Genomic DNA, 24,462 nt, shown 5'->3' on the forward strand with positions numbered 1-24,462 from the left:
TTTTAAGTTGTATGGATCTCTTTAAAGGTGGTAATTCTATTACCTTAAGAAACGATGCTCTTCTTTATAGAATGTCGTTAATACTCAACACATCCTGTGGAGAATTGTCTCTTTAAGATCGGGTAGATTGTTGACAAAAATATGAAAGGACAAAAAGAAAATGAATATTTTAAGGGAATTTATAAAGCGAATTCGCTTTAAATTCATTATTGTTCTTTACATTATAGGTTCTCTCTTGTGGGGGATAAGCCAATATAAAGATAAAATAGATTTAAGTATTCTCAAAACATTTACGATGCGAGATGTTCAAGATATTGTTAATATGCATTTGGAAGAAAAAAAAACACCAAAATCCTCACCAGAACCTATTGTCAAAAGACAGTTAGCAAAAAACGAACCTGCTTTTCATGTGCAGAAAAATATTTCATTAAACAATACTGTTGTTTTTCATGGCAGGGCATCTGTTACCAGTGGTGTTACATTTAAATTGTTTACACCTGTTGCGCAATCTTGGCGTAGGTATATGACGCGCAGTGTTCATCTCTATGGCGTGGATACTTGTGCACCGCGTCAAAAAGCAAAATTAAATGATCAAGAATGGCCTTGTGGTGCGGTTACAACGGCTTGGCTTGTCACCAAAACACTTGGTCGGAATTTATCTTGCAAGCTGTCTTTTATACACAATGGTATTTTTTATGCGCAATGTTTTGTTGATGGGATTGATCTTGCTGAAATAGGTCTTGCAGAGGGTATGTTGGTGATCTCAAAAGAAGGAAAAAATCCTGTTCCAGAACAGTATCGTAGTGCTGAAAATACAGCGCGTAATAACAAAGTTGGTCTTTGGTCAAGCCATTTCACTGAACCTTTGAAATGGCGGCAGGATAATGGATCTTATAATCCCTTTGCTGGTTTTTAATCAGTTTTTACTAAAATATTTGCTTAAATGTTTTTAGAGAAGAAATTGACAAATAAAATTGAAATAAACCATAGGAATTTATGTCATTGTTTTTCTCATATGACTTTCAAAATTTATAACAGACGCAAATATATTCGCAATGCTAAGTATATTCACAATGCTAAATAAAGATAAGGAACTATAAATAAGGATGAGAAATGTGTGCGTGCTTCATTATTATCAATTGCGCAATTTGGTTATTCATTTTTTTAATGAAGAAGCTTTTTGCTTTTCAAGTAGAAGTATTGGTTTTGTATTTTGATGAGGTAACAAGAGAGTCCGCTTTTATGCCATTTATGCAGTACTCATAGGAGATGATAAATTAAAACCCTTTATTTCTTACATGTTATGAATGATTGTTTTCTTTTATTAACAACGATTTGATTTATAATGATAATTCACTTTTTTGTATGTTGAATGAGAGTCCTGAATAACGTAAGATTTTCTCATTTCAGACCTGTTTATATTGAATCAACCAAAACCATTCGTTTGCACGTCATGGGCGGGATGAGTGTTTGGATAAAATTCTACAAGAAAGAACTAAAAATGGTTCTTATGAACCGTCTTAATGCAAGGGCTGTTGCAAAATATTGGAGGTTGGCAAATATTGAGAGGTTAGCAAATATAATGATGGTGCTGGAGATTGCTTCTTCATAAGCGTAAAGATGGAGGTGTTCAATGGATTTATCGATATACCCTTCGCGGGCGCCGTCGTGAAATAGGTTTGGGAGCCTTGAGAAATGTTTCTTTAAAATAAGACTGTGAATGTGCAATGGGGTGGCGTTCTGTTTGACAGAGACGGTGTATGTTATTGCACTGTTTGTATTCTTTGCTTGCTTATGTGTTCAATTTGGCACGATCATTTTATTTTTTAGCTTCTTATCTTGCGATAGCTTTTGTACAGATTTTGTATTGAGACGATTTATAAGAGGCATTTTTAGTCCTTATCTTAAGCAATTTTATCCATCATGTTTATTTCTTATTTATGATGTGTAAAGGAATGAATTTGATTGATACATCATGAAGAGCATTTAAAATGAGGGAATTTTACAATATTTTGGAATCTTTACTTAACATGTAAAACAATGAATTATCCTTACAATCAATATATTTTCTACTTATGATGAGGTTTCTCATGAAGGTAGCAAAATGATTTATTGGTTTATATTGATCAGAATTTTCCAAAGATCTGTTGAGACTATTCTTCATTTCATCTCAATTATTTTAAATATTTCCATCAAATATATTGAATTTAAATATACTAAAAAAATTTTTTTCGAGGTTTCTTGCTATGGTTGTTTTATTTTTAATCAAATGACTCAAGAAAGAAAAGGGAAATAAAAGTTTTTGTGTGCATCATAGGTTCAATCATCTAGGTAAGAAGCACCGCTTGTATAGGATTGCGTTCAAATAAGAAAAATACAAACGGCTATATATCATCGTCAGAGTTTTTATACATAAAGATATTTTTGAGATATTTTTTGCTAAAAACTGAATAATTCTCTGACACATTGCGCTTTGAACTTTCAGTATATGATGCTTTTTGTTATGCACAAAACACAAACAGCACCGTTTATATTTCGGCGCTGTTTATATTTCAAAAATAGCAATCAAAGACTTTTAAAAGCGGTAGCTTACTCCACCGGAAAAATTAATTCCAGATATGCCTGCTTTTTGCAATTTATGTTGATAATTCACATCGGCATGAAGGATGACATTCTTAGAAAGATGCGCATTAACGCCAAGACCACCTTCAATTGCAGATCCCATAGAATCAAGATGGAATATATCACCAATCTTTATCACGCTATCATTATCAAAAGTTTTCATAAAATTTAGTTTCGCGTAGACAGAAACAGCGCAACCATCTTCAGCAGGAAGCATAGTTTGTGTTAAACGCCCACCAAAACGCACGAGCCATTGATAAAGATCACCTATATTGACATCAAAGCTATCGACATCTGAGAAAGTTCCAAAAGCAAGACGCTGATAAACAAGCTGTGCTTGTGGCTCAAAGGTCAATCCTTTCGTACCGGTTGCTAATTTTTGCCCAACAGTAGCCGATGCACTGAATGTGTTCGTGTTATCCAACTCGACAGTATTTCCAATAAGGGCTGTGGTGATGTGCCCCTTGAAAGCTCCATAAGAGAGGAATGTATTGAGATACATGCCTTTATTATGATGGATGCTACCATATGCAGAAACTGACCATTTATCCAATGTACTTTTTTCAGAGCCTTCTATGCCCTTTGGAGTGAAAGCCAATTTTCCGTATGTGCCCAAGAAACCAAGGCTTGTAGTCGTATCTTGATTTTCTAGAGCTGTTAATGCAAGACCTGCTTGCAACGCAGCATAACGAACATCAGCACCATAGCCATATTGCAAAGGACTACGATTAGAAGATAGTGTTATACCATTGCCATAGGAAGAAAAGACGATCCCTCTCTTTGTTCTTTCTGTTGTTTGCGCATTGTCTAACAGTGTATTTTGATTGTTTACATCAGCAAGACCAGCGGAAAATAAAGCATTTGGCATTACTAAATAGCTTGCTACTTGTGGTACAAGAGCTTTGATCTTTCCTTCACGATCAAGTGTGGCACTCTGCAGACGGAAATCCCAAAAATCTTTATTCTCTCCTAAGAGATTTTGTCCACTATGGGCTTTCCCACGGCTTGAGGTTGGTCCATAAACATTCAGAGTATATTTATAAGGTAACCCACCCATTGTGGTGTAACCATTTGCAAGTTTGAAAGATTTTTCATTTGCTTTTCCAGAAACTTGAACGAGTGAAAGCCCACGCATATTCAAGGGAACATTATCTTCATCTTCAGCGTTTGATTCCTCATTCTTGAGAAGGCTGTTGAAATGAATTGCTGTAGTTCCTGATACATCACCGTAAACAAGAAGATGGTCTGCTTTTTGTTGTTCTTTTGGTGCACCATCACTCCATTTAGCATTGAAATAAATCTTTGCTGACCCTGTTGCATTGTAAACAGCTTTAGTACTGGGCGCTTCATGAGGTGCTCCACTCGGTGCTTCATTTGATGCATCATGAGGCGCTTTACTTGGTATTTCGCTAAGCGCTCTACCAAAACCTAGACCTTCACCTAGCTTGGGAGTATCTATTACCTCTCCGCGTCCTACAGTGAGAGTTTGGTATTGTTCTCCTATCGGTGTATCAAAGATGATAGAGCTACTATCAAGATTCAATACTGAAACAGTAGAATGCGCGCGTTTCTTAATGTCAAGGAGTTTATAGTTAAATATAGCTAAAATATCATCATTATCGACTTCATTTTTGCTAATCTTTAAGAGCCATTTACTGTCATTATTTAAATTAAAAACCGTTGTATTGCTTTGTAAGGTTCTTGCTCTTCCCTCCAAAAATGAACGATCAGCAGTTAATGTAAAAGTGACAGGATCAGTTCCTGGCATGCTTTTATTCTGCAACAACACATCAGAACGAATTTCTGAATTTTTAAGCTTTACCTTACCACTTGAAAGAGGTCCTACAATACCAATACCATCTTTTACAAGAAGTTTTGTATTGGTAAGAATTGCTTCATTAAAGGTTATGGTTTGATCTTTCGAGAGAAAACCAAAGGAGATACCATAACTGGTATGGTTTCCTTTAACATCTACAACTGAATCTTCAAGATTGATCAAGCCATCTGCGATTTGTAAGCCTGTTATCATTGTTTTAGCATTAATTTCTTTAGCGTTAATGCGTCCACCTTTTGTTGCACTAAGCGAAATCATTTCTGAAATCATTTCTGCTTTTGTAACTGTAGCTACAGAATCTTTTCCAACAGCATCTACATTGCTAATTCTATCGCGAGAAATAACATTACCCAAAAAAGTCTTTTTCCCTTCTTTGGCTTCAATCTTAGAAACTTCACGAAGGGGTGCAGCTGCATAAGCTGAACTGAAATGAGAAAAAATCAAAGCCCCAGTAATTGTACATAATAAAAAGTGTTTCTTATAAATAGATTTTTTATACATAGATATGCCTTTAGTATTGGTATGCCTTTGATGCTTATTCCATACGCCTTATGGCACAAGTATCGCGATGTTTTTATATCATTATGTTTTTATTGTAAAGAACAAAACAGATTATAGTTATGGTGATTTCTGTGGTTGGAAAATTGGTATCAGAAAAGCATTTTAAATGATGTAAATCAGTGAAACATCAAGTGAACTGCAATTGCAGAAAAGTGAGCTCAGTAAATCTGTGTTAAAAAAAACACTATGAAGCAGGATATTTTGAAAAAAAATGATAAATCTTGTTGTTTTAAAAACTTTACAGCTTACAGGTAGAAGATATTATTATGAAATACGACAAAAATTTCAGCAGATTTTTTTGTGTAGAATAATATAATTTTTGTGTAGAATAATATAAAAGGACGTTATCTATTTAAAAATAAAAAAACACTTTGTGTTTTTATAATATAAAAAAGGTGCAGTGAAATCGTTCGATCTTTATAATAAAATCTATTGGCTCTGAGAGTTATACAATAAATTATCAGTATATTGATTTATAAGGATAACTCATCCTTTTGCATGTTGAGTAAGATCTCTTAAATATCGTAAAATTATTCTATTTCAAATTCTTTGTTATGATGGGTCTATTAAAATTATTCTTTGTGCACGTCAATTATCTATGCACGTCATTAAATGAGAGATGAATCTATGGATAAAAATCGCGTGAGATAAGGATGAAAATGTCTTTTTATGGACTGTCTCAGTGTAAAAGCTATCGCAATATTGGAAGTGAGAAAATATAATTGGGAGATAGCAAAATACTGGGAGATGGAAAATAAAATTAAGCACAGGCTTATATAAGCCTTATATAAGCACAAGCGTATATTAAGAACAAGCGTAAAGAGATGATGGCGCCTTATAAATATAAATGCTTTAGATATAAACATTGAAGATATAAACATTGAGAACAAATAAGATTCATTGAAAAATCTAAACAATAGCAAAGAAATTAAGACGATAGCGTTTAATAACATGATAGAAGAAAACGCATATTTTCATAAGGAATTTAGAGAAGGGAGCCATATATAAAGATGCTATTATCCAAAATGTCTTAAAAGGAGTACTTTTCTAGAAGAGATAACTCTTTTTAGTGTAGGGGGAAATTTCCTTTTCATTAATAAAAATGGGAATATACATATCTTTTTTATATTCGAAACAATTCTCTCTTTATAATCAAATTTTCTCGGTAAGCTTCAAAATTGTAAATCATGATGCTTACTGATAAAATACGCTAGAATATGCATAATTGCTCGACAAATCCATACGCGACATAAATGATTTAATTAGTTAGAATGCCTAGTATTGACTGAAATTAAATCACCGGTTCCCATCTGTTTCTTTTGCACGAGCAGTTATTTGTATAGCTTGTGAAAGATCATTTATTGCATTTAAATGTGTTTGAAGCAATTCACTATTATGATGTAATTTTTCCTGTAAATCTGATAACAAGCTTTCAATTTCATTCTCAATATCTTCATTCATGTAGCGTTTTACATCGTTCATAGATTTATTAAGATCACGTAAGCCACGTATTTTACATGAATTTATTTCTTCATAATCTGGAATGCCACTGTTCTCTAACATATTACTTTCGTAATCGACTACTTGTGCCAAGCTTTTAACAGCAGCTACAAATTTTGTCATTGCCCAATTACGATCAATAAGATTGTTATCGAGAGCTTTTGCTTTTGATGCAAAACTATCATCGCCGTATTGCACTACAGACATTTCTATTTCCCCTTCAACAGTATTGTTTAATCTTGCTTTCAAATAAGGGAGATCAAACAGCTTTTTTCAACGCTGATATACTCAATTGAATTTATTGTGCGAACACTGTTATAATAACAGCACAATAATTTTAAAAAGCGTATATCCCTTCGATTTTTAACGCGTCATATGAAATATTTATTTTGCTCTTTTACTCTAAAACCACCACGGGTATTTGCTCTATAACTACTAGCGATGCGATATATTGGATACTGACGTGACATCAATTCAATAAAATGCTATACACTTCCACACCAACCTTTTACTCACACGAGGTGGGTATTAGAGAAATCCAAATCTGTTTTGCCTTTCCTTGGCAGAAAATGATAGATGTGTTAATATCAATTCTATGCCAATAAAATTTGTGACACATAAATAAAATTTGCGACACATAAAGGCTTAAACGCTTTAAAGATCCAACATTTCGCTCTCTATAGCCTTGCTACTTCTACGTATCCAATGATAGGTGTCCTTGTATCTCTAGAAGACCATCCAACACTGGTTCAGAAAGATTTGTTTCTCTTAATACTTGCTTTTTATATTTTCTTTATTCCGCATACATACGGCATAAAGTTCAAACAAACATTTCTTTGAACAAATCAACACACGGCAATATCAAAAAAGATATCTTTAAATAGCTATACAGCCATAAAACTCCTTTTTTCAATTATCATTAGCTTTTCTTTGCAATTGGCGACTATATAGGATTTTTTACACTCTTTCAAGAGTTCCTAAAACAACAGGCAATTATAATCTTTATAATTATAAACTTTTAAATCTGTTCCTCACGATATTGCTACTATTGTATTTATAAAAGAGTCTTTTCGCTGATGACTTCATTCAATAATGCATAATTTACTGTTTATAATTCTTCTTTATGTTTATGGGCACTTTATAGTTATGCGTACTTTATAGATAAAAGAAAAGCTCTAGGAGTAATAATTGCTCCTGCAAAATAAAGTTTCTGCTGTTTGCAACCTCTCGTTCCAATCTTCAAGATGAAGTTATCCTTTATGCTTTTTCTTTAATGGTTAGGTTTTGTGTTTTTATAGAACAGCTTTGGTTGATTTTGTGACGCTATAAAATCAATCAGAACATTTGTATAACAAAGAGTTTTTTACACCCAACATCTGATACATAAAAAAACAAAGCAAATACAATAAAGTTCTATTCTTTCATCATTCGCGTTAAGGTGTCTAAAGTTTTTATGAGAAAAAATCAGTTTGCTTAGCATATTATATCAGCATATATTACAGACTGTAACATCATGTTATCTGCAAAATTGATCTTACAAAGAATAGAAGGAAGTTCTAATGACTGATATCATAAAAGCTGCTATGCTTTATTCAATATTCATTGTAGGCATTTATGCCTTTGTCGTCCTTGCTCTCGTAATGGGAATGCAGGAAGTGTATTTTTAACACTTTCATGGATATACTCAAGTGGATGTTCTAGGTCGTTATAACCTCAAAGAAGAATTGTGAGTCGGCTTGTACGTTGCACATTGAGGTGAGATGTTATTCTCAACCATTTTTATGTTAATCTGTATTTTGGGGATTGCTTTTTTCCTCTTCCTAAAGGACGAAGATTTTCACTCTGACATAGCCAATCTATCTCTTCGGTTTGTTTCATTTATTGACTGTCTATGTAACCCATTTTAAAAGCATACAAAAGCATGTCTCTTAAATATAAAGATTACGCATTCGCTCATGCGTTTGTTTATCGTATTCTTTAATAGGAATACCTTCTACGAAATAAAAAACGCCATAACGTTTTTTATTGGCATGTATTTAGTTGCTTATTCACGCAGCTTTTTAAAGAAACCTTTCTATCGTTCAAAAATACTTTTTCGCAACAACAACGATACTGTGAAAGGTATAAAGCAAAATTTATTATGACACTATCTTTACATTTATGCTTTTTTCATAGGCTGATGCTATCGTTTTGCTTGCCGCTTACAGTATAATGGCTACCTTCTCATATATTTCCTCATTTCCAATATTGCCGATAGCTTTTGCATCGAGGTGATTTATAAAATGCGCTTTTAGTTCTTATCTTAAGCAATTTTTATCTTCACATAGCCGTGATTTGTGGCGTGTAAGGAAAAGGGGTTGATTATTTTATCATAAAGAAGATTTGAAATGAGAGAATCTTCCTATGATTTGGTGGATCTTAAAAACTCTTTTAGATCAAGAGAAGCTGTGGTTGGTCGAGATCCATTTGTAATTGTTGATTTAGAAAGTACATTATCTTGCTTAATTACATTACGCAAAGAGTCAAATTGACTTTGTCATTGTGCCAATAAATAGAGCATTTAAATTGATAATAACACTGGTTTCAAATCATATATTCGCTCATAACTGCTATAAATGCATGTTATTTTATTGAACTGCTATATTTGTTGACATGGAATATTAAGCTATGATGGACTTTAACTGTTGTTCACGTTTGAATTGTTTTCATTATCATTCTTCATAATTATATTTTAATGATATATATATTAATGGCAGCGGATAAATATTCGCATCTTCTCTATATATGGGGGGTATAAAAAAATATATGTTTTTATTACGCGATAACTATATGAAATATATTATATTTCAAAATCTTCTAAACAATTATAGTTGTAAATTAAAATTACTAGAGTAGATAGAGTAGATAAAATCCATATGAAATTTGTAATAACTTTGTTCGTTATTTGTGCAAATAATGCTGTGAAACAGTTGTATAACTTATTAAATAGTTTGTATAACTTAAAAGAATATAGAGGCTACTTGTTTACTGCAAATATTCCTCTTAATTTTACCCTATGTTAGGCTTGCATTTTGAGTTAGGCTTGCATTTTGACAGTTTTTTAATCTCCAGTAAGACTATATTTGATTTCTCATTTTCTTAAATATAAATGGAAGTATATTATTTTATGGAAGTTTGCTCGCATGCAATTTTACATGTCTTGCGTTGGTTATATAAGGTTATATAATTATATAAGGTTATATAAATTGTGGGAATTGCAGTTTTTGTTATTGTGGAATTATCAGTTCCTCATATAACGCATTTCAGAATTTTTACCGTTTACAATCACTTCTTTTATTTTACCATTTCTCAAATTTCTCTATACGTTGTTAAGCGATGAAGAGAGCAAAAAATAAGTGTTGAGAAAGCAGATGACAGAAGAATTATCTTCCGATAAGTAGTTTTAAAGTAAAAGGCAGTTTGATAAATGGTAAAGATACAAACTAGGTGCGACATGAATGAGCTTACCCATATTGATACTATTATAGCGCGTTATGATGCTATTTTTTGCGATGTTTGGGGTGTTGTGCATAACGGCGTACATGCTTTTGAACCGGCATTGCAAGTGTTGTACAAAATTCGGCAGATGGGGAAAAGTGTTATTCTCTTAACCAATTCACCTCGACCACGAGAAGATGTTATTATCCAGTTACAAAATATGAATGTTCATAGCGATTATTATGATGCTCTTATTACTTCGGGGGATGTGACGCGCGACCTTATTCGTGTTGCTCCGCGTAAAGTTTTTTTCATTGGTCAGCAACGTGATTTGAATCTGTTTGAAGGATTAGATTGTGAACTTGTTGAGGAATGTGAAGCATCTGTAGTGGTTTGTAGTGGTTTTCTTGAAGAGCTTGATGAAAAGCCATCTGCTTATGAAGACATGTTTCGCCGTCTACGTGCACGGAATTTGCCTTTTATTTGTGCCAATCCTGATGTGATTGTACATCATGGAAATCAGGAATTTTGGTGCGCTGGTGCACTAGCGCGCCTTTACCAACAATTAGGGGGGGAGGTGCGTATTGCTGGTAAACCCCATGCACCTATTTATGAGTGTGCTTTTGAAACACTTAAAAAAATTCGTGGCACCGTGGAAAATAGCCAAGTTTTGGCGATTGGTGACGGTCTTTTGACCGATGTTAAAGGGGCTGTTCATTTTGGTCTTGATGTACTTTATATCATGGGGGGGATTCATCGCTATAACTATATGCAAAACGGTGTTGTGGATAAGCAAGCATTGCATTCTTTTATTAAACGTCATGGCTATAAGCCACAGGCAGTTATGTGGGCACTTCAGTAATGGCTGATTTTTTGCGTCTTCGGGGGTATCATATGCTTCCTGTTTCCTTACGGGGAGCAGTGTTGGCACTTGGAAATTTTGATGGTGTTCATTGTGGACATCAAGTTGTTCTTCAAAAAGCTCTTGATTTAGCGCGCATAAGAAACAAGCCAGCCGTTGTTTTAACCTTTGAACCACATCCAAGAAGTTTTTTTCAACGATCAGTTCCTGTCGATCGCTTGACCGAGGCTGTTGAAAAAGCTGAAATTTTTAAAATTCTTGGGTTTCATGGTGTGATCGAGCAGCCCTTTGATGCAAATTTTGCCGCTCTTTCGGCGGATGAATTTATCAATGTAATTTTAAAACAAACTTTCGATGTCTCAATTGTGGTAACGGGTGAAAATTTTCGATTTGGTCATCAAAAAAGTGGAAATCCATATCTTCTTTATAAAAAAGGAGAAGAATATGGATTTGAAGTTGTGCAAGTTCCTTGTGTGGGGAGCACAAAGGATCTACAGGAACCGATCATTTCTTCTAGTTCTATTCGTAAACTTCTTTCACAAGGTCAGGTGGAAATTGCAGCTCATTTGTTAGGTTATCATTATCGGGTGCGCTCAAATGTTGTCGAGGGTGAAAAACTCGGACGTCTTTTAGGGTTTCCTACTGCTAACCAGATTTTACCTCCTCAGGTCAGTTTGGCGCATGGTGTATATGCGGTACGATTACGTCGTGCTAACGGTGTTTTACATGATGGGGTTGCAAGTTTTGGGTGTCGTCCGACAGTTGTTAAAGATGGTGCTCCGCTTTTAGAAACTTATTTGTTCAATTTTAACGATGATCTTTACGGAGAAAGTTGCACGGTTTCTTTTTTTCAGTTTTTGCGAGGGCAAGAAAAATTCGATGGTCTTGAGCCATTGATCGCTCAAATGCGATGTGATGAAAAAGCAGCAAAAGAAATTTTGGCGACAGTACAGCCTTTATCACAGCTAGACAGGCTACTTACTTTTAAAAATATGTCTTCAGTTGATCTGAAAAGGATATAAGAGTGGCACAAATAGCACTTAAACTGATGACGATCACAAAAATATACTCTAAAATATTATAAAGTATATGCGTTTTTCTTTGTTGAGAAAGGGCTTCTAATGTCCGGTGTTCTGATTTAAGCATTATCTTCTTCATAAATTTATGAAATTTGATCATTTTATGACTCTTCAGAAGACTTACTGCTTATTTCTTTATAATTTATTAAAATAAGTGCTTAAAGATGGTTGATCAGTCAAAATGTGGTGAGCATATTTTATGATATGCGATAGGTAGGAAGGGGATAAGATACCGTTTTTAAAATTGCTTGCATGGTTTCAATATTTGATTACAGAATTTTTTAAAATGAGTGGTGTTTAGTTCAAAGGTTTATCGCTTGCTTTGGAAACTGTTAAGGCAAGAGTTTAAAGGCAAGCTAACCGATAAAGATGCTGTGAGCGTGTTCCGTGGTGGCAATAGGCAAGAAGAGGTCTAGATGCTGTTTTTAGCACTGTTTTCATGCTTTCAATATCTGATTGTTTTATGGTCGGTGGCGCGATAGGAATATAATATGCTTCTATACCATATTCCTGTGCACCAGTTTTAATGGTGGAAAAATCAGGTTGATGAGGATCTTCTTGATCAGGTCGGTTACAGACAATTGTTTTAAAACCCGCTTGTGCTAATATTTTTATATGCTCAATGCTAATCTGTGCGCTGATAAAAATATCAGGATCAATTTGTTGTAAGTGCATCTTTTTCATTATCTCCAATATCATCATTTTCATGAGGTTTTCTAGTATGTTAAAAGGGCATTATAAGGATAAAGTTTTTCAGATGATATCTTAAAAAAATGTTTTCTATGTCGAGAAAAATAGATCCGATTGGAAAAAATGAATGTATTATATAAGATATTTTATATCCGCATTTTCATTATGTATCTTTTGATAGTTTATTCTCTGAATCTATTTTAATCTCATATAGGTAGTGCAGTGAATGAAAGCGTATTCTTTTCCTTTATTCTCTTAGTAAACTTAATCAAAAAAATCATTTATTTCTCTGTGGCAAGAGGGAAAAGTATGTGAATAACCTCGATATCCAATACAGCTCTTGATAAAATTTTCATATAAGAGCAAAGGTAAGAGGGGAGATCGTAGCGTGATGGTCCTTGTTATCAAGATGATGGGATCATCTGTTATGGGGAAATGCACGGGTTTTTGCGAGGGATTCTTATCAAGGATGATTTTGTAGATAAAGGTATACAAACAAAAGAGATTATTCAATTCTCAAAGATTATTCCAAGTTTTTATGGTGAATCGTATACTGAAATATTTTTCAGTAAAGATGTTTTGATGCACAATTATGGATTTAATCTTATAACTTGTCGATAGTATTCGTCGCCTTAGAAAATGTGGATTTTTCTCTTTTTTTTCTTTTGTCCGTTTGTGGGGAAGGATGAGAGTTCTTCAAATATTTAATAAGGCTATATCGCTATCATTTTTATCGTGAAATGGGAGAGGTGATTGTTTTGCGTGTATCAGATGCTTGTTTACTTTGTAATTTTCTGTATAATCGTAAAAACGATAAAGCGGAAAGGCGTAATGTATGATCATTGGACTTTTGAATCAAAAAGGTGGAGTAGGAAAAACCACGTTGAGCGTGAATCTCGCAGCTAGTCTCGCACGGGCTGGAGCACGCGTGTTGCTTATTGATGTTGATCCGCAAGGAAGCTCATTGGATTGGGCTGCCGCCCGTGAAGGAGATCCTTTGTTTCCAGTTGTCGGTTTGCCGCGTGCAACGGTTCACAAAGAGATTACACAGATTGCTCATAATTATGATCATATCATTATTGATGGTCCTCCACGTGTGACTGATCTTGCGCGTAGTGCTCTTATGGCTTCGGATTTGGTCCTCATTCCTGTACAACCCAGTCCGTATGATATTTGGGCTGCTGATGGAATTGTAAAGCTTATTGATGAAGCGCGTGTCTATAAGGACAATCTAAAATCTGCTTTTGTGATTAATCGCAGAATAGTCAATACAGCGATAGGGCGTGATGTCGGTGAAGCTCTGGGAGTGTATCCAGTGCCTGTTTTTTCCGCTAGCGTTGCTCAGCGTGTGATTTTTGCGGAAACTGTGGCGCAGGGAAAGGCTGTCTATGAAGTTGATAAACAGGGACCTGCGGCAGCAGAAATTGAGGCTGTTGTAGCAGAAATCAAGGAGTTCGTATGATGAATAAAAAAATTAAGATTGGTACGAAGCCAACCAATAAATCGATTCCCTTAACGGCTGATGCATGGGTTGAAAATCATAAAGGAAGTATGGATGGAGGCATGAAGCGTCTTACAATTGATGTGCCAGAAAGTTTGCATCGCTTGATTAAGATGAGCTGCGCCAGTCGTGGTACAAAAATAGCAGATGAGGTACGTGAATTGCTTTTAAAGAAATACGGAAAAATGTAAAAAATGATATACGATAATACGTTTTTACTGACATAATTTATCTTTTAAAACAGTAGATGCAAGGCATATAATGGCGGCAGGGGGTGTAATGCATTTAATGGATATTGTCTTACTTTATTTGTCTATTTTGGAGAAATATAATTGTTTTCAATTATCATCAGGCTTTTCAGAATTTTCAGCAGAGGATCCAATGTGAATTGCAATATCACACCTTTAACGAAAGGATTTATATTGGTTATATGACCTTATTGCTATGATCTTTTTGTAGATCATTTTGATGCCTTAGATCTTTGGGATCACTTAAAATAGTATCAGAAAAAAACTAAGAGCTGTAAGTCGTTAGTTTCTGTCATTGCGGAAATACCGTTCAGATCAATCTGTCTACCGTTTTTTGTAAGCAGGATATTTTTATTGCACTTATTACACTGAGATTGACTCGCATTATTTCAGTATTGTCTGGCAGTGTTTCGAGATCAGTTAGATAGTATTGAGATTGGCTGGTATTGCATAGGAAGCAGATGCTATTGTACTAAAATTTACCAGCATTACACCAATATTGGCTGGGGAACCTGGATTCGAACCAAGATTGACGGAGTCAGAGTCCGCTGTTCTACCATTAAACTATTCCCCAATATGTAGACTTTGTCCTTTCTAGCAGATTTTGTAACGCACACAAGTATAAAAGAAGAGTCTTTAGATGATAAATTATAAGAAAAATTCATTGATAATAAAGAGCAATCGGTACGCCATTGAATATTTTAATTTGAATATCGATATCGTAAATCTCTTTGAGAATTTCTGGTTGCATAATTTCTTTTGGGGTTCCACAATAAGCTGCTTTACCATTTTTAAGTGCAACGATCGTATCTGAATAAGATGAGGCAAAATTAATATCATGCATAACAATGAGAATGGTTTTTTTAAGCTCGTCAGCTGTGCGACGTAAATGTTTCATCATGGACACAGAATGTTTCATGTCAAGGTTATTCAATGGCTCGTCTAATAAAAGATAATCTGTATTTTGGCAGATGATCATTGCGATAAAAGCACGTTGGCGTTGTCCACCAGAAAGCTCATCTAAAAAGTGGTTCTTTAAGTCTTGTAAGTCGAGATAACGAATTGCACTGTCAATAAATTGTTTATCTTCTTTATTATATCTTCCTTTGGAATAAGGATAGCGCCCAAAACTGACTAAATCGTACACAGTGAGACGAATGGATAAAGGATTATCTTGACGCAAAAGTGAGAGTTTTTGAGCCAAAAGATCGTGTGGTATTTTATCAATATTAAAACCATCAATGTTAATTGATCCTTTATGGCTTGGTAAAAGACGTCTTATCAGCATTAAAAGAGTTGATTTTCCAGAGCCATTAGGCCCAATAAGAGAAATAATCCCTCCTTTGGGTAGATGAAGGCATAAATTATCGATAACCAAATTGTCTCCATAAGTTTTGGAAAGATGATTGATCTCAATCATTTTAGTTTTCCCTTCATCAATAATGTTAAGAAGACAATACCACCACAAAATTCAATGATAAAACTTAAGCGTCCTGCCATATGGAAAATTTGTTCTAAAATAAATTGTCCACCAACCAGACAAATGATAGCCAATAATATTGCAATCGACACAACAGTACGATGTTTTGTCTGAGGAGAAAGTTCATAAGAAAGATTGGCAACTAACAACCCAAAAAAGGTTACCGGTCCGACAAGCGCTGTGGAAATGGATACGAGAATAGAAATAAAAATAAGAATAGTTGTAATAGCTTTGTGATAATCAACTCCAAGATTGAGTGCTGCTTCACGCCCGAGAGCAAGAATATCAAGCAAGTGGCGGAAACGCCAACAAATGAAACTCACAACGAATACAATAATCGTGCCAAAACTTATTAATGATGTATTTAATTTATTAAAATTTGCAAACATAATGTCTGTTAAATTCATCATTTGATCTGGGTTCAACTGTAATTGCATAAACATGCGTAAGCTGAAAAAAAATCCTCCCAAAATAACACCAATCAAAAGAGTTAAATGAAGCCCTTTTAGATTCCCTGAAAAGAGCCAACGAAAAAGACTTATTGAAAAGATAACGAGAATCAGAGCTTCAAGAATTAATTGTCCTTCTTCCTTTAAAAAGGGCAAAGAAAGAGAGCCGAAAAAATACATTGTAAGGGTTTTGATTAAAATATAAAGCTGATCAAACCCCATAATAGAAGGAGTAAGAAGACGATTATTGACAACTGTTTGAAATAAAACAGTTGAAACCGCGATAGTGTATGCAATAAGGAGAAGAGAAACAAGTTTTGTGAGGCGGAATATCCATGTATAGATGCTGATATTCCATGTCATGTAAAGACCAATTACAGTGCACGCCATTACAATAAGTGTTGTTAATATAAGCGTTGCTTTTTTCTCTTTATCCAAGACGCTTTCTCCAGCGTAAAAGCAATATTATAAAAACAAAACTACCAATAACACCCATCAAAGTGCTGATGGGAATTTCAAGAGAAGGATGAATGATTCGTCCTAAAAGATCACAGATCAAAACCAGTCCTGCACCACTGATTGCTACCCAAGGAGCAGTATAGCGCATATTATCACCCATGAAATTTGAAACAAGATTTGGAATGATGAGTCCAACAAAAGGAATTTTACCGACTGTACAGATGACAACAGCGGTGATTGATGCAACAATAAAAAGACCCAAGATCATAACGGTACGATAATTAAGTCCAAGATTGTTGGTTAAATCTTCCCCCAGACCAGCTACGGTAAAGCGGTCAGCGATAAAATAGGAAAGAATGCATAACGGAAGAGAAAGCCATAGGAGTTCATATTTTCCTTCGAGAATCATTGCAAAACTGCCGAATAAATAAGCTTGAAGAGAGGGCAGCAACATTTCATGATCCGCAATAGCGTTGGTTAAAGAGCCAATAACGTATCCTAGCATGATCCCTGTAAGTGGCACGATAAGAGCAGATTTTAGAGGAATTTTGCGCGATAAAAACATAAAAAGTAGTGCGCCCGTCATGGCAAAAGTTGTAGAAACAATCATTTTTCCTAAAACAGGGATGTGGGGGAAAAAAATCATAACAAAAAGTATGCCAAGAGAAGCAGATTCAACAGTTCCAGTGGTAGATGGCTCAACAAAGCGATTGCGTGTAAGCAGTTGCATAATCATACCTGAGAGTGCAAGCGTTGCACCTACCAGAAATACTGAAATCGTGCGAGGAAGTCGTGTTTGCCAGAAAATAAGCCACGCATGTGGATCGCCTGATAAGAGATCAGAAGGTGTTACATCAGAATAACCAACAAAAATACTCAGGATAGACAGTAGAGTAAGAACTATTATGGCTATCCAGTAACTTTTCACGTCAGATTATTTCCAAAAAAGAGCAGAAATCTTTTATAAGTAACTTCTGCTCTTAAATTTACTATAATTATTTCACTTACTATGACAATTAAGTACTTTTAAGTCTTCTATTTGCTTTTTGTAAAGGCTTCATTGATCTGTTGTGCTGCTTCGTTAAGTCCAGTCAAACCACCACTTACACGATACCAGCTCCAAGAGTCTAGATAGATAATTTGTTTCTGTTTTCCAGCTGTTGTGCGGTGAACAAGCTCATTGTTGAGCAATTGTGCTGCAGATTGACCTTCTCGTCCGATTGCTGCATCCCGATCAATTACCAATAACCAGTCAGGATTTGTTTCAAGAATAAATTCAGGGGAAATGAGTTGTCCATGTTTTTGCACGGTTAATTTGTCAGTTGCAGGAGAAATTCCAAATGAGGAATGAATAATATCAAAACGTGACTTTAGACCTAAAGCACTTATCTTTCCTCCAGATGTCATAAGCACAAGCCCTGTCCCTTTTCCTTGAGTGTTTTCACGAACTTCTGCTAATTTCTCATCGAGTTTTGCTATTTCTTGCTTAGCTTCCTTTTCTTTACCAAAAATTTTCCCGAGGATAGACACATTCCGTTTAATATCCTCAAGCGAATTTTCATTTCCTATAGTAAGATCAATTGTGGGAGCAATTTTGGATAAATCCTGATATTTGGATTGAGTCCGTGAAGAAATGATAATGAGATCAGGTTGAAGGGTAGCAATTTTTTCATAATCCGGTTCAAAAATGGTACCAATTTTTTCATATTTTGCATCATTAAATTGCTGAAGATAGGTTGGTTTTTTTACTTCAGGAATACCAAAAACTGCTTTAATACCAAGACGATTCATATTATCAAGCGATGCAAGATCAAACACAACAACCTTTTGGGGAGAGGTTGGAACAGAGGTTGTTCCCGAAACATGATCAATGGTTATATTTGCATTAACACCCGCATCTGCCCATGAAAATGTTGCAAAGCTTACTACAACAATTAGAACAGAAGTTGCCCATTTCAGATATTTTATCATCGTTTTTTATCCTTTATTTTATGAAATTATAAGTGGTTTTACACTGGTTTTTACACTTAAAAATTTAACTTAGGCATTTTTATGCACAATATGATATCTAAATAAGCAACACTATGTTGTAAAATTGACTTATGTATGTTACAAATCGTGCGATTATCTTATTTTCACTTAATTCTAGTGTCTTTGCAAGTTATATTTAGAAAGTTTGACATATGATCAATGTATTTAAAAATCGTACACGTTTGTGTGCACTCACAACAAGCGTTCTCTTCTTTTTTCAAGGCGTAAATTTTTATGTGACAGATAGTCGTGCTGAAGCTGCGGATGGTAACGAATGTAAAATTGAACGAAAAAAAAGTAATAATGGAGGAAATCCTATAGAATTTTCTCCTGTTGTTTGTAAAGATGGTGAAAAACACAAAATGGGGTGGGGGATTATTAACGTTGACAAGTTTGGTGACAATGCTTTGCATGTAGAGGGGAAAGAAATAAACGGTCAAGGAGGAGATGTTGGTGAAGATATAATTTCCACAAAAACTCAAGGGGAAAATAAATTTTTTAAAAGAACGACTGTTAAAGCAAAAAATGTATCCATGAAGGAGGAGAATATTGGTCCCATGAAATTGCAATATAACACAATGGGGGTTGCGAGTGCTGTTTTTGCAGAGTTAAATGGGCATATTGAGCTGGAGGAGTTAAAAATTCGTGGTTTTTTGTATGGAATTGAAGCAGAAGACGGTGGGATAGTTTCCATGAAGAAGGGGGGAATCAGTGCTTTTGTTGAGGGGGTTAGGTCTGACGGTGGATCATTTGTTTCTTTGGATAAGACAGATGTTGAGGTGAGTTTAAACAAAGAATTAAGCGAACAGAATAATGTAGAACTAGAAAAAATGGGTTTGTTTAGTGCTGGTAAGTCTGGAATTGTAATGAAATCCGGTTCGCTCACTTTCCCAGAGGGTGGGATAGGAGTTGCATCAGAAAGTGGGGGATTTGTCAGCTTAGAGGAAGTCGATATTAATATTAAAAAAGCAGAAAAATCTGAAAATGCAGATAGTGTTCTTTTTTATTTAAATGGAGGTTTTGTTTCTCTTCATAAAGGAAAATTTAGTGATTCTAGCAATTCTGATGCTTCTGTCGCTCTATGGATACGTGATAGTATAAATAATGATGGTAGTGCCGAATATGAGAGTGTTGTTCCTGTTTCTGTTGCAGAAGAAATTGAAAAAAAGCATCTACCTATTTTTAGTGGAATACGACCTTTGTTGCGAAGTGGTTCGACGAATTCGTTGCCAAGTGACCTGAAGGACAGGATAGGGCGGAGCAGAGCGGTTTTTGAATCCTCAGATATTACAATAAATGGTAATAGCTCGTATGGTATACATTTTGATGGAAGCGATGATAATAACGGGTATATTAAAAAGAAAGATACAATATATACGGTTCTTTTGAAAGGAACTACTCTCAAAGTTCCAGATTCTGCAGCTATTTATAGTGATGGTATGTGGGGAGCTGTCATTGTAAAAGAGAAGTCAGTTCTTTCCGGTGATCTATTGTTGAGAACTAAACAGAACGCTGAATCTAATCTTTCTATTTTTGTTGATAATTCTGAAATTTCAGGGGAAATTCATCTTGAGAAGGATACTAAATCTGCTCTTTATTTGTCTAACAATTCAAAGTGGAATTTGACAAAAAGTAAAGGAAATCATCAGGTTACATGTAATATTACAGGTTCATGTGTTTCATCTATAAACCTTTCAGATAGTTCTATTATGTTCAATTCACAAAATGGTAATAATGCGCAGAAGGTTTATCAAACGCTTCGTATAGGGAATGGAAATGGAAAGAGTGTAGTTTATAGTTCTGCTGGAGATTCAAAAGTTTACTTGAATGTTAATTTGGGATTAAATAATGCAGCAAATTCTCAAATATCTGATAGATTATTGATTCATGGTGATGTTTCTGGAAAAACTACGATACATGTGAGTGACGATTCAGGAAACATAGAATCAAATGCGCATAAACATCACAGTATTCCAGTAGTTCAGGTGTATGGAAAAGCAAAAAAGGATTCTTTTGTTCTTTCCGGTGGTTATGTCACGCTGGGGGGGGATCCTTATAAGTATGTCCTCCATGCTTATGGTCCAGAAGTCCCTCCAAAAATGGGATATTTTGATAAAACATTGCTTCCGGGCAGTACGGAGGTTTGGGATTTTCGTTTAGAAGATGAACATTATACACCTCTTGTTTATGCGTATAATGATAATTCTCATGCTGTTTCTATTCCTGGGCGATCTCTTCTTTCTGTTTCTTCCACCGATGATGTAGAAAATGGTGAATCTGGTGTAGAAGATAGTGAAACTGATGTAGAAGATAGTGAAACTGGTAATTCTGAAGTTTCGTCTGTTGATCCATCCTCTTCAGCTTCTGTTTCATCTGAAATTTCTGAAGGTGTTGAAAATGGTGTACCTTCTGCGCCTGTTACAGCTAAACCTGCACCTACTCAGGCTGGCGCGTCGAGCAGTTCTAGAGGGCGAGTTCTGCTTTCTAGTTCTGGAGGATCTGGAACATCTAAGGATGTGTCATCTTCTTCTGCTACTTCAGTAGATACTTCTGGAAAGACTGGTTCTTCTGGGAGATCTGACACTTCTCCAGTTGCGCGTGTTGATGGTTCTTCTGGTAAAGAAAATATTTCCGTTAGTTGTAATGATATAAAGAAAAGTGATGCGCGGAGTGCGGAAACCTCTTATGTATGTAGTGGTGGTGAACCGAAAAAAATACAAAATCTTGTAGTGGCGTCGAAAGATGAAAAACCTGCTATGCATGTTAAAAATACCACTGTTGATTTAGAGAGTGCTGATATTAGTGGTAAGCCTTATTCCGGTACGTCTCTTAGTGAAATAGAGCCTGTGGGTTCTGTGCTTGCAGAAGAGGGGGGGAAGGTTGTTTTGAATAAGAAATCAGCTATTAAATCCTCTATGATTGGGCTTGAGACTCGGAATGGTGGAGAAGTCAAAATCATTGATGGAACGATTAGTGTTCATCAGGTGGGTGCTTTGGCAAAGTCAGGATCGAGTATTCATTTAAATTCCACAGATATTAGTGTGGAAGGACCAATTGCTGCTGCTGGTTTGTCTAGTAACGGCGGTGAGATAATAATGAATTCTGGTTCTATTAGCTTCACAGGTGGAGTTGCTGTTAATTCAGATCTGGGCGGAAGTGTTAAGCTCAGTAAAGTTAAAATTATTAACGGCAATAAGTCCGCGGAGTTGGATGCTGCGAAGAAGGATGAGGCTTCCGCTTTTCTACTAAGTGGTGGTGGTTCTATCGATTTTGTTGATGGAAGTGTAGTTACCAGTACTAGTGCTTTGAGGATTAAGGGAACTGATGGTAGTGCCGTTGATACAGTCTCTCATAGAAGAAAGAGATCTGCTAATGTTCGTTCTTCTATGAATCGCGCGAATGTCGAATCTTCTACTGTTAAAGTGGATGGTGAAAAATCCTATGGTATTCATTTTGATGGAGCAGAATCGGGTAGGGCAGGAAGACAAAATCGAAGTGCTGAGTTTGCACAGAAGAAAAAACCTGTGGGTGTAACGGGGGAAGTTTCTTTGAAAAAGACAACTTTCGAAGTTGCAAAGAGTGTAGCTATTTATGCTAATAATTCCGGTGGTCTCGTTTCTTTAGAAAATAAAACAATTCTTTCTGGTGATAGCTTGTTGAGAGTTGAGAATAGTTCTAATATATTGGTGCTGGCTAAGAACTCTATTATTTCAGGTAGTGCACATATTGATAGCAATTCTTACGCTAAAATAGACTTGGAAAATGGATCAGAATGGATCCTCAAAAGGGGTAAATATAGCGATTTGAAAGCTCAAGATTCACAGTGTGTAGATTCGTGTGTTTCTTCTGTAAGTCTTGTAAATAGTGGTATTAAGTTTTTATCTTCGGAAACTGAGGGTAAATATCAGACACTCCAAATTGGAAAAGGGGAGGGTACGGTTTATAAAGCACAGGGTGAGGCTGTGATTTATCTCAATGCACGTTTGAATCCTAATGATCAGAGTGGTGAACAAGTAACCGATCGGTTGTTAATTCATGGTAATGTTGAAGGAAAAACTACTGTGCATGTAGCGGCTACTTCGGGTAGTGCAGGAGGGGTTAAAAATGGTGCTCATATTGCTCATAGTGTTCCAGTGATTCAGGTATATGGAAAGGCGGAAAAAGATTCTTTCCAACTGAAAGGTGGCTATATTGCATTGCAGAATTCACCTTACAAATATACTCTCCGTTCTTACGGTCCAGAAACGACTTCAAAACAGAAGAGTGTTCATCAGAGGTTTATGAAGGATGGTGGAGAGTTTTGGGATTTCCGTTTAGAGAATCAGTATGTTAAGTCTAATGATTCTCGTGGAAGTAGAGTCGGTTTATCTTCTCTTCCTAAACAAGTTGCAAGGTCTGTTGTTCCTCAAGTTCCCACTTATCTTCTCTTGCCAAATAGTATATTCCATGCTGGTTTGATGGATATCAACAATCAAAATAAGCAGTTGGAAGCTGTGCGTATTTCTTCCGGTGGAACGTTAGAAGCTCGTGAAAGTCCTGCTTTATATTTGCGTGGCTATGGTGGAAATTACCGTTATGCTTCAGATTTATCTGCACTTGAATATGGTTATGGAGGTGAAATTGACTATAATGGTGTAGAGGCGGGTGTTTTGCTGCAAGCCATTGAAAGTGTTGGGAATACTGTGTCCTTTGGGGTAATGGGATCTTATGGAAAGCTTTCTCTGCAACCTTTAGAGGTTGAACAAAGCCAGAAGAGTGCATTTGATAAATGGACAGCATCAGCCTATGGTACCGTACAGCATGATGCGGGCTTCTATGTGGATGGTCTTTTCTCCTATGGTCTGTTTAAAGGTGATGTTCTTACCCTTGCACGTGGCAAGACAGCTACATTGAAAGGCAATCCTTTAAGCGTTTCATTAACTAGTGGTCAGTCATTTGCTACAGGTTATAAGGGTGTTGTCCTTGAACCACAAGCTCAGGTTGTTTATCAGCATCTCCAGTTTAGTAAGGCTCGTGATATTGATAACTTTGACATTGAGATGGGCACACTTGATCAATGGGTAGCACGTGTTGGTGGGCGTTTGTCTAAGTTATCTGCTGGATCTGAAGGAGTAAATGTTGTTGCTTTCTATGGTAAACTTTATTTTGCTCATGGTTTTGGAGGCAAACAGACAGTGCACTTCAAGGATGCATTCCAGTTAGGGGCTTTTGGTTCTTCTCTAGAGGCTGGATTAGGATTTAATGCCAAGATAGATCCGAAGTTTTCTCTTCATGGTGATGTTCTTTACCAACATAAGCTCAATAAAGCAGGTTTCTCTGGAGCAAGTTTTTCTGGTGGAGTACGCTATCAATTCTAATATAAGGTGTAATACATACCTCTATATGAAAGGCAGCCATCGTGCTGCCTTTTTATTTTTTAACAATTTATATTAATATCAAAAGATTATTCTCCTTTTGATAAGAATGAAAAAAGTCATAATCTTTATTTTTTGCTCATTTTATGCGTGAAAATATTTGTTTTTATCTGTGATCAAGCGCATTTTTAAAAATTTTGCTAATAATAATACAATACGGTAGCTAATTTTTAGGGCTCTGTGATGTGAGAGAGCTCGATATCCTGCTTTGTGATAATTTGATTTATTCATTATAGCGCTTGAGCTTTTCTAAAG

14 protein-coding genes, 1 tRNA gene and 1 pseudogene are annotated in these 24,462 nt (G+C 35.5%); 8 read left to right on the forward strand and 8 right to left on the reverse strand.

Annotation, left to right across the window (positions count from 1 at the left end):
• Window positions 1-160: 160 nt before the first annotated feature.
• Together ABID39_RS05825 and ABID39_RS05830 are read left to right on the forward strand one after the other, a co-directional pair.
• A complete protein-coding gene (locus tag ABID39_RS05825; protein ID WP_354186945.1) occupies window positions 161-916 on the forward strand; it encodes a hypothetical protein in 756 nt (251 codons plus the stop codon).
• A gap of 585 nt (window positions 917-1,501) precedes the next feature.
• Window positions 1,502-1,709: pseudogene (locus ABID39_RS05830) on the forward strand (Arm DNA-binding domain-containing protein); the annotation flags it as partial.
• 866 nt (window positions 1,710-2,575) lie between these two features.
• Here the strand turns inward: ABID39_RS05830 and ABID39_RS05835 are convergent.
• A complete protein-coding gene (locus tag ABID39_RS05835; RefSeq protein WP_354186947.1) occupies window positions 2,576-4,957 on the reverse strand; it encodes an autotransporter outer membrane beta-barrel domain-containing protein in 2,382 nt (793 codons plus the stop codon).
• A 1,356-nt stretch (window positions 4,958-6,313) separates the two neighbouring features.
• Complete coding sequence (locus ABID39_RS05840) at window positions 6,314-6,724, reverse strand: flagellar protein FlgN (protein ID WP_354186949.1); 411 nt, start codon at window positions 6,722-6,724, stop codon at window positions 6,314-6,316.
• 2,180 nt (window positions 6,725-8,904) lie between these two features.
• Between ABID39_RS05840 and ABID39_RS05845 the strand changes: the two genes are divergently transcribed.
• The 3 genes from ABID39_RS05845 (at window position 8,905) to ABID39_RS05855 (ending at window position 11,878) form a co-directional block, all read left to right on the forward strand.
• Window positions 8,905-9,048, forward strand: a complete 144-nt coding sequence (locus ABID39_RS05845; RefSeq protein ID WP_354186951.1) for a hypothetical protein — start codon at window positions 8,905-8,907, stop codon at window positions 9,046-9,048.
• A gap of 962 nt (window positions 9,049-10,010) precedes the next feature.
• Window positions 10,011-10,856, forward strand: a complete 846-nt coding sequence (locus tag ABID39_RS05850; RefSeq protein ID WP_354186953.1) for a TIGR01459 family HAD-type hydrolase — start codon at window positions 10,011-10,013, stop codon at window positions 10,854-10,856.
• Window positions 10,856-11,878 carry a bifunctional riboflavin kinase/FAD synthetase gene (locus ABID39_RS05855; RefSeq protein WP_354186955.1) on the forward strand — a complete coding sequence of 341 codons (1,023 nt, stop codon included), beginning with the start codon at window positions 10,856-10,858 and terminating at the stop codon, window positions 11,876-11,878. The genes ABID39_RS05850 and ABID39_RS05855 overlap by 1 nt, the downstream gene beginning before the upstream one ends.
• Window positions 11,879-12,280: 402 nt before the next feature.
• Here ABID39_RS05855 and ABID39_RS05860 read toward each other — a convergent pair whose 3' ends face one another.
• The gene (locus ABID39_RS05860) at window positions 12,281-12,610 is read right to left on the reverse strand and encodes a protein tyrosine phosphatase family protein (protein ID WP_354186981.1); all 330 of its coding nucleotides are present in this window, start codon (window positions 12,608-12,610) and stop codon (window positions 12,281-12,283) included.
• Between the two features lie 850 nt (window positions 12,611-13,460).
• Between ABID39_RS05860 and parA the strand changes: the two genes are divergently transcribed.
• Together parA and ABID39_RS05870 are read left to right on the forward strand one after the other, a co-directional pair.
• On the forward strand, window positions 13,461-14,087 hold the full coding sequence (parA, locus tag ABID39_RS05865) for a ParA family partition ATPase (protein WP_354186957.1): 627 nt from the start codon (window positions 13,461-13,463) through the stop codon (window positions 14,085-14,087).
• A complete protein-coding gene (locus tag ABID39_RS05870) occupies window positions 14,087-14,317 on the forward strand; it encodes a hypothetical protein (protein WP_354186983.1) in 231 nt (76 codons plus the stop codon). Before parA ends, ABID39_RS05870 begins: the two co-directional genes overlap by 1 nt.
• Window positions 14,318-14,874: 557 nt before the next feature.
• Here ABID39_RS05870 and ABID39_RS05875 read toward each other — a convergent pair.
• The 5 genes from ABID39_RS05875 to ABID39_RS05895 form a co-directional block, all read right to left on the reverse strand.
• A tRNA-Gln gene (locus tag ABID39_RS05875) sits at window positions 14,875-14,948 on the reverse strand.
• Between the two features lie 87 nt (window positions 14,949-15,035).
• Window positions 15,036-15,794, reverse strand: coding sequence for an iron ABC transporter ATP-binding protein (locus ABID39_RS05880; RefSeq protein WP_354186959.1), 759 nt, complete (start codon window positions 15,792-15,794; stop codon window positions 15,036-15,038).
• Window positions 15,791-16,741: an iron chelate uptake ABC transporter family permease subunit gene (locus ABID39_RS05885; protein WP_354186961.1), complete on the reverse strand. Its 951-nt coding sequence runs from the start codon at window positions 16,739-16,741 to the stop codon at window positions 15,791-15,793. Before ABID39_RS05885 ends, ABID39_RS05880 begins: the two co-directional genes overlap by 4 nt.
• Window positions 16,734-17,690 carry an ABC transporter permease gene (locus tag ABID39_RS05890; RefSeq protein WP_354186963.1) on the reverse strand — a complete coding sequence of 319 codons (957 nt, stop codon included), beginning with the start codon at window positions 17,688-17,690 and terminating at the stop codon, window positions 16,734-16,736. Before ABID39_RS05890 ends, ABID39_RS05885 begins: the two co-directional genes overlap by 8 nt.
• Before the next feature lie 107 nt (window positions 17,691-17,797).
• Window positions 17,798-18,733 carry a siderophore ABC transporter substrate-binding protein gene (locus tag ABID39_RS05895; protein WP_354186965.1) on the reverse strand — a complete coding sequence of 312 codons (936 nt, stop codon included), beginning with the start codon at window positions 18,731-18,733 and terminating at the stop codon, window positions 17,798-17,800.
• A 212-nt stretch (window positions 18,734-18,945) separates the two neighbouring features.
• Between ABID39_RS05895 and ABID39_RS05900 the strand changes: the two genes are divergently transcribed.
• The gene (locus ABID39_RS05900) at window positions 18,946-24,150 is read left to right on the forward strand and encodes an autotransporter outer membrane beta-barrel domain-containing protein (RefSeq protein WP_354186967.1); all 5,205 of its coding nucleotides are present in this window, start codon (window positions 18,946-18,948) and stop codon (window positions 24,148-24,150) included.
• Window positions 24,151-24,462: the final 312 nt, after the last annotated feature.

Source organism: Bartonella japonica (assembly GCF_040545385.1).
GTDB lineage: Bacteria > Pseudomonadota > Alphaproteobacteria > Rhizobiales > Rhizobiaceae > Bartonella > Bartonella japonica.